This is a genomic window from Budvicia diplopodorum, assembly GCF_009800925.1.
In the GTDB taxonomy this organism is placed as follows: Bacteria; Pseudomonadota; Gammaproteobacteria; order Enterobacterales; family Enterobacteriaceae; genus Budvicia; species Budvicia diplopodorum.
On sequence record NZ_WOYF01000006.1, the window covers coordinates 118,720 to 133,619 of the forward strand.

General features: G+C 48.3%; 10 protein-coding genes. 5 read left to right on the top strand and 5 right to left on the bottom strand.

Annotated elements, in window-relative coordinates; genetic code table 11:
- Window positions 1-105: 105 nt before the first annotated feature.
- The 4 genes from GVI43_RS08150 to GVI43_RS08165 form a co-directional block, all read right to left on the bottom strand.
- Entirely contained in the window at window positions 106-762 is a 657-nt protein-coding gene (locus GVI43_RS08150) for a helix-turn-helix domain-containing protein (RefSeq protein ID WP_159566367.1), read from the bottom strand.
- 404 nt (window positions 763-1,166) lie between these two features.
- Complete coding sequence (locus GVI43_RS08155) at window positions 1,167-2,534, bottom strand: cation diffusion facilitator family transporter (protein ID WP_159566368.1); 1,368 nt, start codon at window positions 2,532-2,534, stop codon at window positions 1,167-1,169.
- A 91-nt stretch (window positions 2,535-2,625) separates the two neighbouring features.
- Window positions 2,626-4,080: a Cu(+)/Ag(+) sensor histidine kinase gene (locus GVI43_RS08160; protein ID WP_159566369.1), complete on the bottom strand. Its 1,455-nt coding sequence runs from the start codon at window positions 4,078-4,080 to the stop codon at window positions 2,626-2,628.
- Window positions 4,070-4,753 (bottom strand): copper/silver response regulator transcription factor, encoded by a 684-nt coding sequence (locus GVI43_RS08165; protein ID WP_159566370.1) that lies wholly within the window; start codon window positions 4,751-4,753, stop codon window positions 4,070-4,072. The genes GVI43_RS08160 and GVI43_RS08165 overlap by 11 nt, the downstream gene beginning before the upstream one ends.
- 174 nt (window positions 4,754-4,927) lie before the next feature.
- Between GVI43_RS08165 and GVI43_RS08170 the strand changes: the two genes are divergently transcribed.
- The 4 genes from GVI43_RS08170 to GVI43_RS08185 are packed head-to-tail and all read left to right on the top strand — an operon-like array spanning window position 4,928 to window position 11,172.
- The gene (locus GVI43_RS08170) at window positions 4,928-6,310 is read left to right on the top strand and encodes a Cu(I)/Ag(I) efflux RND transporter outer membrane protein (protein WP_159566371.1); all 1,383 of its coding nucleotides are present in this window, start codon (window positions 4,928-4,930) and stop codon (window positions 6,308-6,310) included.
- Between the two features lie 35 nt (window positions 6,311-6,345).
- Window positions 6,346-6,690 (top strand): copper-binding protein, encoded by a 345-nt coding sequence (locus tag GVI43_RS08175; protein ID WP_159566372.1) that lies wholly within the window; start codon window positions 6,346-6,348, stop codon window positions 6,688-6,690.
- 31 nt (window positions 6,691-6,721) lie between these two features.
- Window positions 6,722-8,005 carry an efflux RND transporter periplasmic adaptor subunit gene (locus tag GVI43_RS08180; RefSeq protein WP_159566373.1) on the top strand — a complete coding sequence of 428 codons (1,284 nt, stop codon included), beginning with the start codon at window positions 6,722-6,724 and terminating at the stop codon, window positions 8,003-8,005.
- A gap of 11 nt (window positions 8,006-8,016) precedes the next feature.
- On the top strand, window positions 8,017-11,172 hold the full coding sequence (locus GVI43_RS08185) for a CusA/CzcA family heavy metal efflux RND transporter (protein ID WP_159566457.1): 3,156 nt from the start codon (window positions 8,017-8,019) through the stop codon (window positions 11,170-11,172).
- Window positions 11,173-11,412: 240 nt separating this feature from the next.
- Here the strand turns inward: GVI43_RS08185 and fumC are convergent, their stop codons facing one another.
- Window positions 11,413-12,810: a class II fumarate hydratase gene (fumC, locus tag GVI43_RS08190; RefSeq protein WP_159566374.1), complete on the bottom strand. Its 1,398-nt coding sequence runs from the start codon at window positions 12,808-12,810 to the stop codon at window positions 11,413-11,415.
- 317 nt (window positions 12,811-13,127) lie between these two features.
- Between fumC and GVI43_RS08195 the strand changes: the two genes are divergently transcribed.
- Window positions 13,128-14,729: a YdgA family protein gene (locus GVI43_RS08195; RefSeq protein ID WP_159566375.1), complete on the top strand. Its 1,602-nt coding sequence runs from the start codon at window positions 13,128-13,130 to the stop codon at window positions 14,727-14,729.
- Window positions 14,730-14,900 lie beyond the last annotated feature (171 nt).

The following is a 14,900-nucleotide window of genomic DNA, read 5'->3' on the forward strand; positions in this document are numbered from 1 at the left end:
AAAAACATAAAGCATAACTACATAATTACCATACAGTTACTATATCAATATAATTACTACATCCGTACTAGTTATTAAAAAATTAAATCTGTGCTCAGAATTAATTTAAAAATTATCAGGGAATAATTTACAAACGTTTATTAGTTTGCCTTTTTGCATATCAATATACCCCCCTTCCCGTAGCGCAGAAAGCATTCTTAGCGCCCCGCTTCTGGACATGCTGCTTCGCTTCATTATGTAGGCGATTACGCTTATCTTTAGGCGTTCTTCTAAAGGCTTATAGCTTAACTCCATCAGTAATAAGCAAAGTACTTTATACGTTGAATCTTGAATGAAAACCGTTTCACGATAGGTGTGGCAGTCACTAATAAAGGCCAGATAAGCCAGCAAATCGTCTAAAAGGTCATCATGCTTAATGATAGATATAGCCGTTTCGTAAGGTATTCTCTCAATAACGCTATTGCTATCTAGTTCAAAAGTATAAGCATTAAACGTATACTTCGATTTCAACAGGCCCAATACCAGTGGCGCATCTGAAACACCAACCAGTAATCCACCTTCACCCTGATATAATTGAATGCTACCGCTCGACACCACATAAACATAGTGCTCAGACTCATTACGCTCATTATAATGATTAAAAATGAACTCTTCGTGCTCAAGGTGTTTAGTGCCCTTACCTGTCAACGCATTCACAATCCGCCATATACTCTCTAATGGCTTTTCTGCTTTCAGTTTCATTAATTTTATATTATCAAGCATTTTGATATCATCAATGGTCAAACGGTTAATCGGTATATGTGAATATGAGTGTAATGTTAATATAATGCTTATGTACATGAATATTTATATGATTACTTCACATATACCTCACTACTAAAACTACGCTTTCAAGATAACAAAATGACACCTCAGCTGGAAGTCCAAACTTAGACTGATGTGTCATTGTGCTTTTTAGTGCTTATTTTACAACACCGATTTAACAGGCGTTATGCATTGAATAGGTAATGCATAACCTGTTGTTTTCAACTATTTCGGCGCTGACCATGATAAGAGCAATAATTACTCAACTAATATGTAAAACAAAACATACCTATTTTAGGTAGGTTTTGTTTTATGTATTAAATATATTAAATGGTAGTGGATTAGTCATGCTGATCCATGCGCTATTTCAACGGTTCCGCATGGCCAATAACGCGAAATACGTCCGGAAAGCTGGAGCGGATAACTCTTTCTACCCGATCGACTGAAGTATGAATATCGTTAACCGCCATGTGTGACGGTAGACAGTAATTGAAATAGATAATTAGTCCCTGTTTTGTTTCACGGACCCGGACATTATGGATTTTATCACCCTGACCACTATCGCCAGACGCCAAATATAGCGCATTCTCAAACTCGCGTTGCCTTTCGGCGCTGGCGTCTCGCCCTTCCAACCAGTTAGCCACAATGGGCTCAATATGAGTATCAATTTCAATCTGCGGCCCCAGCTCCGTACGGATTGCTTCCTCAAGAATACGCACAAGGGTGTTTGACTGCTCCAGGCTTAAGTCTGCCTCGAGTTCTAAATCAAAGCTGATTGATAATCGATCCGGCAGTTGCAGTATAGTTAACCGATGAATAGCCCGGTCGAGATTAGCCGCGATGATCCTCACCCGCGTTGCGATCGTTTCACTGCTTTCAGAACGAGGCCGGGCGATCAGGGTAATTTCAGCGTTATTCAAATTTTGCTGTAGTTTAAGCGTAATGTGATCTTTTAGTTCGCTAACCAGCTCCAACGGGAGCCCACGGCTGACCGCCAGCGTGAGTTCAATAAACAGCATCGGGCCAGCATTACGCACCCGGGTTCGTTCAATTTCAATCACCTCAGGGAAGCCTTTCATCAGCGAGGCTATTTTAGCTTCGGTTCCGGCCGGGGCGGTATCGACCAGTGAATCAAATGAACGTTTACCTAAAGTGGCTGCCGCGCTAAATATAAAGCAGGCAACGATAATAGCGGCAATAGCATCCGCTTTTAAAAAGCCAAAGGTAACAAATACGATACCGATCAATACCACGCCCGATGCCAGCATATCGGAGAAAAAGTGCAGCGCATCGGCTTCGAGCGCCGGGCTATTGGTGCTTTTAGCCACGCGGCGCAACGCCCGAACGCGGAAAAAATCAACCACAATAGAGACCAGCAGTATGGCTATCACTACCGGCGCGGCAATAATCTCGTGGGGTTCCCCCATTAAACGCTGAACGGCTTCATAGGCTATCCACCCTGCGGCACCGAATAGTAGCGCAACTTCAAACAGCGCCGCCATACTCTCCATTTTTCCATGGCCATAGTGATGATTGTCATCGGCGGGTTTATCGCTGATATGGACAGCCCACCAGGTAATAACGGTAGCAATGAAGTCAGAAGACGAATGGATCCCTTCGGAGATTAAACCAATGCTTCCGGTGAATAGCCCGATGGTAAACTTACCGATAGCCAGCAGGCCACTTGCCAGCATAGATACTAAAGCAACGCGCTGCTTTTCATTTTGCATGGAACGTCTCGTTGAGGCCTGTTTTTTGAGTGTAGGCTATGCCCGCGTTGTTATCATTAGGAATCATAATAACAACCGTGAATATTTTTGATCATTGGGGCATCGAGACCGTGAATTCAGTTACGCCTGAATTTGACGTTACGGTCACTTTACCTCGATGGGCCTCAATAATCGATTTAACAATAGCCAGCCCAATTCCGCTACCTTCACCTTTGCGTTGTCGAGACTGGTCAACCCGATAAAAGCGGTCAAAGAGCCGGGGAAGGTGTTCAGCAGAAATATCTAAGCCCGGATTGGCAAATGACATGTTTACGCCGCCAACTATTTGTGACAGCGTCACTATTACGCATTTCCCCTGCGGCGTATAGCGAACCGCGTTGGAAAGGAGGTTGTTAATCACCCGACGTAGCATCAGCACATCGCCCTTAATTGGCGCAGCATTGCCAACCAAACATAGCGTTACGCCCTTTTCTTCAGCCCAAGCCTCAAAATATTCAAACACTTTGCCGATCTCAACGTTCAAATCGATGATTTCGCTTTCGGGGATCAGCAAATGGTTATCGGCCTGAGCCAGAAACAGCATGTCGCTGACCATTTTTGCCATGCGTTCATACTCTTCCAGATTGGAATACAGAACTTCCTGATAGTCCTCTGCGCTCCGGTTCTGGCTCAGTGCGATTTGAGTCTGTGTGGCTAAATTGGTGATCGGGGTTCGTATTTCGTGGGCGATATCCGCCGAGAAGTTAGACTGTCGTTTAAACACGTCTTCAATGCGTTCAATCATTGAGTTAAAGGAGACTACCAGCTGCTGTAGCTCAATCGGAACCTCATTGGGCTGCAAGCGCACGTCCAGATTATCGGAGGTAATGCTTTTAATGGTCTTACTAACGCGACGCAGCGGCGCGTGCCCCTGATACACCGCAATGCGTACAATCAGTACGATAATTAGGCAAATAAGCAGTGCGGCTACGCTTAAGCTACGGGTTAACTCTTGAATGTAGTGCAGATGAAAATTGATCGAGAGCGCAATCACCATCCGATAGTGCGTTGCCTGCCCGTTGATAACGGTTGGTATCGGTAAGCTCATTACCCGATAGCCTGCCGACTGGGGCTCATGACCGCTGTCGTCGCCGGAATGAGATTGAGGCTGAGCGCGTTCCTCACTCCAAGTCAGCGCATGTACCGCGTTGGTCGGATTCTGTTTGATTATCTGCTGAAAATCCGGGCCGCCCGGTGACTGAAACAGGCGCTGATGCCGTTGATTTTCCAGATAGAGGTAAGCGTTAACCTGTTGAGAAACGGCGTTAGTGACCTTCTCAATGCGCGTTGCTTCGGGTAGATTATTATCGCCTAAGAACCGACTCAGCGTGGCGCTTAACTCTTGCAGTTGGTTAATATCCTGCTCTTCAAAATGTTGCTCAACCGAGCGGATAGTTACCCAGCTAAAAACGGAAAACGCGGCAATCGCCATGATGCTAATAAACAGGGTTAAGCGGAAAGTCAGTGATAATGGCCTGCGTGCGAAGTGGCCTAGGCTAGTCTTCATCGGCCACCTCTAACACATAGCCAATTCCCCTGACCGTTTGGATCAGCTTCGGCTCAAAGTCATTATCAATTTTAGCGCGCAGCCGTTTAACCGCTACGTCGATCGCGTTGGTATCGCTATCAAAATTCATATCCCATACCTGCGATGCAATGAGCGAACGGGGCAATACTTCACCCTGATGGCGGATAAAAAACTCTAGCAGTGAAAACTCTTTTCCGGTCAGGACAATTTTAGCGCCGGAGCGAGTGACCCTGCGTTTGATTAAGTCTATCTCTAAGTCAGCAAGCTGAAACTGGTTTTCCACCATGGCAAAAGCGCCTCGTCGAAGCAGGGTTCTGACTCTGGCCAGCAGTTCGGCGAAGGCGAACGGTTTTACCAGATAGTCATCAGCGCCTAACTCCAGCCCTTTTACCCGATGTTCAATATTGCCGAGTGCGGTCAGTAACAGGATCGGCACGTTCTTGCCTGCAGCCCGCAACAGTTTAACCACGTTCCAGCCGTCAATGTCAGGCAGCATGATGTCCAGAATGATTAAGTCGTATTCCATGGTTATCGCCTGGTGATATCCGGTCATTCCATTATCCGCCAGATCGACAACAAAGCCCGACTCCGTTAACCCCTTACACAGGTATTCGCCGGTCTTAGCCTCATCTTCTACCACTAACAGTTTCATTCTGCCTCCGCTTGGCCTGTGCCGTATTCAGGACCATTCTAGACGATATCCGGGTGATATCGTGAAAATGACAAAATTGTCATTAAGCTGTCATCTATTAAACAGAGCCCGCTGTATACACTGCCATCTTATAACAATCAGGCCAATATGGCGTTGCGGTGAACAGGGCTAATTATGTGTAAACTGAAAAACGTAGCATTAATTACGCTGTTGGCGCTGGCTGGCTGCACCTCTCTGGCTCCCGGCTATCAACGGCCAGATATGCCGGTACCCAACTCTTTTTCAGCGAGCCGCAATGCGCTGGTTGAATCAACCGGAATGGAGGATACCGGCTGGCGTAGCTTTTTCCTGTCGCCTCAGTTAAAGCAGGTTATTGCCCTTTCGCTGACACATAATCAAGACCTGAGAACCGCCAGCCTGAAAGTTGCCGAGGCGGCGGCGCAATATAGCCTCATCGATGCCGAGCGCTATCCACAGCTTAATGGCTCTTCTAACGCGACCTATAGCGGCGGCTTTGACAGTCAGTCAACCACTACCCATCAGTACAGCGTGGGCATGGCCCTTAGCTTTGAGCTGGATTTCTTTGGCCGGTTGAAAAATATGAGCGAAGCCGAACAGCAGCGTTTTTTCGCCAGTCAGCAGGCTCAGCGAGCGGTGCATATTCTGGTGGTCTCTAACGTTGCGCAAAGCTATATGAACCGCAGCCGGACCGAGGCGCAACTCAATATTGCCAATCAAGCATTGCTCAACTATCAGCGCTCTTATCGGTTTATTGAACAACGAACCCGCGTTGGTAACTCTACGTTACTGGCGCTAGAACAGGCTCGCGGCCAAATAGAAACCGCCCGCAGCGATATAGCTAAACGCCGGGGTGAACTGTCTCAGGCCAACAACGCACTACAGCTGGTTGTCGGTCAATATTCTCTGCCCGCCGAACCGGTAACGAGCGCGGCTCAACCGGTTTCAATGGTGACGCTTCCGGCAAATTTATCATCAGACATTTTGTTGCAGCGCCCTGACATCGTTGAGGCTGAACGCTTATTAATGGCCGGAAATGCCAATATTGGCGCGGCTCGAGCGGCATTCTTCCCGTCAATATCGTTAACCGGCAGTGCTACCGGTAGCAGTACTGACCTTTCCAGCCTGTTTGACTCTGCCAGCGGGCTGTGGAATTTCATTCCTAAAATATCAATACCAATTTTTGACGGTGGTAAGAACAGGGCCAATTTGTCACTGGCAGAAATTCGCCAACAAATGTCGGTAGTGACCTATGAACAGAAAATTCAGAACGCGTTTAAACAGGTTGCCGATGCGCTATCTCTGAGAGATTCCATTGCTCAACGCATAGAGGCTCAGCGGCGCTATCTGAATTCCCTGCAAACTACCCTACGCCGGGCCAACGTGTTGTATGACAACGGGGCCATTAGCTATCTCGAAATACTGGATACCGAGCGAACGCTGTTTAGCGCCCGACAAACCTTAACCGACCTTAAATATGACCAACAAATTAATGAAATCAATCTATTCACTGCATTAGGCGGCGGCTGGGTTGAGTAACCTTGTTTATTTTCATGTTGAAACCGGAGTGAATAATGAATCAATTACTAACGCTGATTATCGTTAGCCTGCTTTCAGGCCCCATCGCCTTTACCGCCGGCGCCGCGCAGGATCACGGAATGCACCCATCGGCATCGCCAAGCGCACGGCAAACGGTTATCAGTACCAAGGGCGTGGTTAAACTGATCGATCTGGACAACAACAAAGTCACCATTGCCCACGACCCTATTCCGGCAATTAACTGGCCGGCCATGACCATGCGCTTCACCTTTGACGATCCGGCCATGATTGCCGAGATTCAGGTTGGCAATCAGGTTGCGCTGGACTTCGTTCAGGCTGGCAATATTTCTCAGCTAAAAAAGATTGCTTTGGCTCAGTAGCCTTGCAGCAATAGCTAATTCAGGAATAACTATGGCCTCGACAACCGTTAAAAACATCACATTAATCGTCGGTAGCTTATTCATTGGCGGCGTTATCACCACCGGGATCCACGCCTATATTGGGCAGCCGTCACAAAATACCGCAACGGCTGAGCGTAAAGCCCTGTTCTGGTATGACCCCATGTACCCGAATACCAAGTTTGATAAACCGGGCAAGTCTCCGTTTATGGATATGGATTTAGTGCCCAAATATGTTGATGAAGACGATGATAATGCCCAGAGCAAAGACGGGATCCGAATCGATCCAATCCTGACTCAAAACCTTGGCTTACGCAGCGAAAAGGTGGTGTATGGCAAGTTGAACTACGCCCTGACCGTTCCGGCAAGCCTGAACTTTAATGAGTATCAATATGCCATTGTTCAGGCGCGATCTGACGGATTTATCGAAAAAGTCTATCCATTAACCATCGGCGATAAAGTTAAAAAAGGCACACCGTTGATTGAATTAACCATTCCTCAATGGGTTGAAGCCCAGAGTGAATATCTTCTGTTGGCAGAAACCGGCGCTTCTGCCGTGCAAATCAAGGGCATTTTAGAGCGGCTACGGCTGGCCGGAATGTCTGATGAAGAGATTGCCCAACTGCGTAAAACCAAAAAGGCCCAAACGCATTTTGTGATTAAAGCCCCGATGGACGGCGTCATCACCGCATTTGACCTGCGCAGCGGAATGAATATATCTAAAGATAAGGTGGTCGCTAAAATTCAGGGCGTTAGCCCTATCTGGCTTAATGCCGCCATACCGGAGTCCTCTTCTTATCTGTTAAACAACGCGACGCAGTTTAAGATTCATATTCCTGCCTATCCGGATAAATCATTCAAGATCCTGAAGTGGGACGTGCTGCCCAGCGTTGACCCCATTACCCGCACCCAGCAGGTTCGCCTCGCGTTGGATAACCCCAATGAACTGCTCAAACCCGGCATGAATGCGGTGATGACCGTCAATAGTCAAAGCGACACCATGCCTTTGATTCCGTCTCAGGCGGTGATTGATTCCGGCGATGAACAGCGGGTGATTACCTTAAGCGCTGAAGGCCGGTTTGTACCAAAGTTAATCAAAGTGTTTCATGAGTCACAGCAGCAAACCGCCCTGTTATCCGGTCTGGAAGAAGGTGAAACGGTGGTGGTCAGCGGCCTGTTTTTGATTGACTCTGAAGCCAACATTTCAGGCGCTCTGGCGCGTATGCGGCAGAAAGATACCGTGGTAGATAGCCCTGCAGACAAACAGCCTCAGCCATTACAACACTCAAGCCATTAAAGGAAACGATGATGATTGAATGGATTATTCGCCGCTCGGTTACCAATCGTTTTCTGGTGATGATGGGGGTGCTATTGCTTAGCGTTTGGGGCGGCTGGACCATTGTCAACACCAACGTTGACGCCCTTCCGGACCTGTCTGACGTTCAGGTTATTATTAAAACCAGTTACCCCGGTCAGGCACCTCAAATTGTTGAAAATCAGGTCACCTATCCGTTAACCACCACCATGCTGTCGGTTCCCGGTGCAAAAACCGTACGGGGGTTTTCTGCCTTCGGAGACTCTTACGTGTATGTCATTTTTGAAGACGGCACCGACCTGTATTGGGCTCGTTCGCGGGTGCTTGAGTATTTAAATCAGGTACAGGGAAAACTGCCGAATGGCGTTACCTCAGAGCTAGGCCCCGATGCCACTGGCGTCGGCTGGATCTTTGAATATGCATTAGTTGACCGTAGCGGTAAACATGACCTCGCTGAGCTGCGTTCACTGCAAGACTGGTTTTTAAAATTTGAACTGAAAACCATTGCTAACGTGGCGGAAGTGGCGTCGGTGGGCGGCGCGGTTAAGCAATATCAAATTATCGTCGATCCGCTAAAGTTGGCGCAGTATGGCGTTACCCTTGGTGACGTTAAACGGGCGATCGGGGTATCGAATCAGGAAGCCGGTGGCTCAGCCATTGAAATAGCCGAAGCTGAGTATATGGTCAGAGCCAGCGGCTATCTTCAGTCGCTGGACGACTTCAACCATACTGTATTAAAAAGCGGTGAAAACGGCGTTCCGATCTATTTACGCGATCTGGCCCGGGTGCAAATCGGGCCAGAAATGCGTCGAGGCGTGGCTGAACTCAACGGTGAAGGTGACGTTGCTGGCGGCGTGGTTCTGTTGCGCTCCGGCGAAAATGCCCGGCGGGTGATTGAGGCGGTCAAAATCAAGTTAGATTCGCTGAAGTCCAGCCTTCCTGAAGGCGTTGAGATTATTACCACCTATGACCGTAGCCAACTGATTGACCGGGCCATCGATAACCTAAGCTACAAGCTACTCGAAGAATTTATCGTGGTGGCGTTGGTCTGTGCCCTGTTCTTATGGCATGTGCGCTCGGCGCTGGTAGCGATCGTCTCGTTACCGTTAGGCCTGTGTATCGCCTTTATCGTGATGCATTTTCAAGCGGTCAATGCCAATATTATGTCGCTAGGCGGTATTGCTATCGCCGTGGGGGCCATGGTCGATGCCGCCATCGTGATGATAGAAAATGCCCATAAAAAGATTGAAGAGTGGCAGCGTCATCATCCGCAGCAAGAGTTAGATAACCAAACGCGCTGGGACGTCATTACCAATGCGGCGGTTGAAGTCGGCCCAGCGCTGTTTATCAGCCTGCTGATTATTACCCTGTCGTTTATTCCCGTTTTCACCTTAGAAGGTCAGGAAGGCCGACTATTTGGGCCGCTGGCGTTAACTAAAACCTATGCCATGGCCGGTGCTGCCGGTTTAGCCATTGTGGTTATTCCTATCCTCATGGGGTTCTGGATCAGGGGAAAAATTCCGGCAGAAAGCGGCAATCCGCTCAATCGCCTTCTGATCAAAATGTATCATCCGCTATTGCTTAAGGTGTTGCACTGGCCGAAAACCACGCTGCTGATCGCGTTTTTATCGCTGGCAACCATCGTGTGGCCATTGAGTAAAATTGGCGGCGAATTCCTGCCATCAATTAATGAAGGCGATTTACTGTATATGCCGTCAACGTTACCGGGCATATCGGCGGCACAGGCGGCAGCGCTATTGCAAACGACCGATAAACTGATTATGACCATACCCGAAGTGGCGACCGTATTCGGTAAAGCCGGCAAGGCTGAAACGGCCACCGACTCCGCGCCAATGGAGATGATTGAAACCACCATCCAGCTAAAGCCGCAAAGCGAATGGCGGCGCGGCATGACGATCGACAAAATCGTTGATGAGCTGGATCGGACCGTGCGCTTGCCCGGGCTGGCTAACCTATGGGTCCAGCCGATTCGTAACCGGATTGATATGCTCTCTACCGGCGTAAAAAGCCCGATTGGCATTAAGGTTTCAGGGACTAACTTAGCCGATATCGACGCCACGGCGCAGCAAATAGAGGACGTCGCTAAGCAGGTTCCCGGCGTGGTCTCAGCGCTTGCCGAGCGGCTGGTTGGTGGGCGTTATATTGACGTGAATATCGATCGGCAACGGGCCGCCCGTTATAACCTGTCGATTGAAGACGTTCAGCTGTATGTCTCTTCCGCTATCGGCGGCGCAATGATTGGCGAAACGGTAGAAGGCATTGCCCGCTACCCGATCAATATTCGCTATCCGCAAAGCTACCGAAACGGCCCGCAGGCTTTACGTCAACTGCCGATATTAACGCCGATGAAACAGCAAATTACCTTGGGTGACGTGGCTGACATCCAGGTGGTGTCAGGCCCGCCGATGTTAAAAACCGAGAATGCCCGCCCTGCCAGCTGGATTTATATTGATACGCGCGATCGGGATATGGTGTCAGTGGTTAACGATCTTCGCCAAATGATTGGCGAGAAGGTTCAGCTCAAAGCGGGAACAAGCGTCTCTTATACCGGCCAGTATCAGCTGTTAGAAAGGGCCAATCAGAAGCTGAAGCTGATGGTTCCGGCAACGCTGATGATTATCTTTATTCTGCTTTACCTTGCCTTCAGACGCCTAAGTGAAGCGTTACTGATCGTTGCCAGCATCCCTTTCGCATTGACCGGCGGAATTTGGTTCCTTTACTCGCTAGGATTTAACTTCTCGGTTGCCACCGGCACCGGCTTTATCGCGTTAGCTGGCCTTGCCGCTGAGTTTGGCGTTGTCATGTTAATGTATTTACGCCACGCCATAGAGGCCAACCCGGCGCTGAGCCGACCAGAAACGTTTAGCGAGAAGGCGTTAGACGATGCGCTATACCATGGCGCGGTACTTCGGGTTCGACCTAAGGCCATGACGGTCTCGGTGATTATCGCCGGTTTACTGCCCATTTTGTGGGGCACCGGTGCGGGCTCTGAGGTGATGAGCCGTATTGCAGCGCCGATGATTGGCGGCATGATAACCGCACCGCTACTGTCTATGTTTATTATACCGGCGGCCTACAAGCTGATATGGATGCGGAAGTATCGGGGGCAATCCCTCGGAGGCTGCTGACAAACTACCATCTTGTTATCATGTTGAAAAATGGAAAGCGTAACCCAAGATTTACACCATCGTCATCGGTTTTAGCTGGCGAGTTAGCGTTTAATTTTGGTTCAGTATAGGTTTCGTCCGCAAAAAGAAAGTCGGAATATTGACTTTATCTAGCGGCCGAGGGGCAATGTTTTGCGCTTAATGGGAATTCAGACCAAGCCACCCTCTATTTCGGGTGGCTTGTATTGACTGGCTATCCTTTTACTTTTTCATGCTGCCGACCATGTCTTCAGGCCTTACCCACTCATCAAACTGAGCCTCTGTCAGGTAGCCGAGCTTCAGCGCCGATGCTTTTAAGGTTAGCCCTTCTTTGTGTGCCTTTTTCGCTATTTCGGCCGATTTATCGTAGCCAATATGCGTATTGAGCGCCGTAACTAGCATCAGCGATTCATTCAGCAGCTGGCTGATTCTGTCCCGGTTAGGTTCAATACCCACCGCGCAGTGCTTATTAAAGCTGTTCATTCCGTCGGCCAGCAGGCGTACTGACTGTAGGAAATTATCAATAATCATCGGGCGATAAACGTTAAGCTCGAAGTTACCCGATGCGCCGCCGATATTAACCGCAACGTCGTTTCCCATCACCTGAGCGCACAGCATGGTGACGGCTTCGCACTGCGTTGGATTCACTTTACCCGGCATAATTGAACTGCCGGGTTCGTTCTCAGGAATAGCAATTTCACCGATACCACAGCGCGGGCCCGACGCCAGCCAGCGAACATCGTTGGCTATTTTCATCAGCGATGCCGCCAAGCCTTTCAGCGCGCCGTGGGCGTGAACCAATGCATCACAGGTTGCCAGCGCTTCAAACTTATTGGGTGCAGTCACAAACGGTAGGCCCGTCAGTGACGCCAGCTCGTTCGCCACCCTGACGGCATACTCAGGATGCGTATTCAGCCCGGTTCCCACCGCGGTTCCACCTAACGCCAGTTCGCTAAGATGGGGAACTGCCTGTTCTATGTGCTTGAGGTTATAGGCCAGCATAGCCGCCCAGCCGGAAACCTCCTGGCCCAGCGTCAGCGGAGTGGCGTCCTGTAAGTGAGTACGCCCGATTTTAACGATATCCCGGTAGGCTTCAGCCTTGGCCGCCAGCGTTTTATGTAATGCTTTTAATTCAGGCAGCAAATGCTCCAGAATCGCCGTAACCGCAGCAACGTGCATACCGGTAGGAAAAACGTCGTTCGAACTTTGGCTCTTATTCACGTCATCGTTAGGATGAACTAAACGGTCGTTCCCCCGCTTCCCGCCCAGAATTTCACTTGCCCGGTTGGCCAGAACTTCGTTGATATTCATGTTAGTTTGAGTGCCGGATCCGGTCTGCCAGATTGACAGAGGAAACTCGTTGCTGTGCCGATCGGCTAGCACTTCATCCGCCGCGCTAATAATGGCGTTTCCCTTGGTTTTATCGAGCAAACCCAGCTGCATATTTACCGTTGCGGCCGCACGCTTAACCTGTGCCAATGCGTGCACTAATGCCTTTGGCATTTTCTCTTGGGAAATACGGAAATGTTCGAGAGATCGTTGAGTTTGGGCACCCCATAGACTGTTTTCAGGTACTTCAATTGGCCCCATTGAATCTTTCTCTATACGCATGCTAACCATCGTTTTCTCCTGAATCTGCTAAATTAAACACTATCGGAATATCGTTAACCGAATAAGAGACAGCCTTTATATACTCTCACAATCACCACTGCCATTTTGTGATAGGTTTGGGATTACTACCATCTTACTGCAGATGAGACTTATTACGATTACCATTGAGTATAGCTATATGATTATTGCAAATCAGGCCAGATTGGCTACTAATCAACGGATGAAAAGCCCGTATTTAAGGGAATATTTAATTGTGCTACCCTGCTCCCAATTGTCATAAACCCTTCGTTATTATAAACCGCGTGTTATAGAAAATAGGATTGAACATGGCTATGAAAAAATCGATCGTTGCCGTTGGCGTGCTGGCAGTTCTGGGCGGAGCCTGGGTTGGCGCATCTTGGTATACCGGCAAATTAATTGAAACCCAGATAAATCAAGGTTTAATTGAAGCGAAGGTGCAGGTTAATAAATACTTTCCTACTGCGAATAGCAATCTAACTATCGCTAAATACCAAAGGGGTATTTTTTCATCGCAGATCGCCTACACCGTTGAGGTTTCCGTAGATCCGGCGGCTAAAGTGGCTACCGATCCCGTTGAGGTCAACGCAGACCCGGCAACCAAAGAGTATGTGACTATCAATCAAAACGTTAGCCATGGCCCATTCCCGCTAGAAAAGCTTAGCCTTGTGCCTAAACTGGCGTACTCAACGATTGAATTAGTTAACACTGAATCAATAAAACCCCTGTTTGATATGTCAAAGGGCCAGTCGCCGTTGACCGTTAATGCGCTATCTTCCTACGACGGAAGCACTGCCGTTAAGCTGGTCGTCGCGCCAATGGAAGACAAAACCGCTCAAGATCCCGCCAGTGCGCTTAAGTTCAACGGACTTACTTTTGATGGCACCATCGTGGTGGAAAAAGATAAAAACAGATTTAATTTTGTCTCAACGCCGATTGAATTAACCGAATCAGGCTCGTCATTAAACGTCAATAAAATGAATCTTGAAGGGAGTATCGATAACACCACCCACGTTATCGATTCGACGCTCGATATCGGTGACGTGGTGATGAATGCGGTGGATGAAGAAAAGCATCAGGAACGTTATACCTTTAAAGACATCGCACTAAACGGCAGCGTGAAAAACGGTAAGTTTGATATGAACGTTGGTCTGGCTAACTTCAAAATGAAGAGCTTCGTTCAGGAGGTCAATGGTCAGTCAACGCTGTCTGTGAGTGACCTGACGATCAGTAGTGACGTGAAGGAAGACGATAAGAACATTGACCAAACGCTGAATACAACGGTTGGTAATCTGACCGTTGCTAATCACAATCTTGGCTCTGGTCATATGCTGCTGAAAATGAATCAGTTTGACGGTAATGCCCTACGCTACATTAATAAAAACTCAAATCAGATCTCCGCGCTATTGCTGAATTCTGCCATGGGCAATTCTTCAGCATCGGCATTAGACGATAACCAGTTAATGACTCAGCTAATGACGTTCCTTGAGGGTAACCCGACCATTGCCATTTCTCCGTTAATCTGGAAAAACGCAAAAGGCGAAAGCCAGCTAGATATGTCCCTGACGTTAAAACGCCCTGAATCAATGAATTTTACCGATATAGGCCAGCTCGCCGCTCAGTTGATTAAGCAATTTAGCAGCACCACTCATCTGTCAGTACCCATGATCGCTGAACAGGCGAAAATGAATAGTCAAGCCTTTGACGGAATGAGTGCCGAAGAGGCTCAGGCCGCGGCCGATATGACCGTCAAAGACCTGATCGCGATGGGAACAGAAATGAAAACTCTAACCGTACAGGGCGACGAACTGACGTCTAGCTTTAATTACGCTGACGGTATCATCGATCTAAACGGGCAGAAAATGCCGGTTGAGCAGTTCCTTCAAAGCTTAGGCATGTCTGGCGAGTAATTTTTTAAACGCTCAGATAACAAGCTATTGGTTATGATAAAACGTTTCCGTTTGAAATAATTTACCTCAAGCGGAAACGTATCAGCTAAGCCATGTTTTTAACGTTATTCATTATTATCCCATGATTAATCAATAAAATACCCCCCACCCCCATAAAATTAACCATAATTT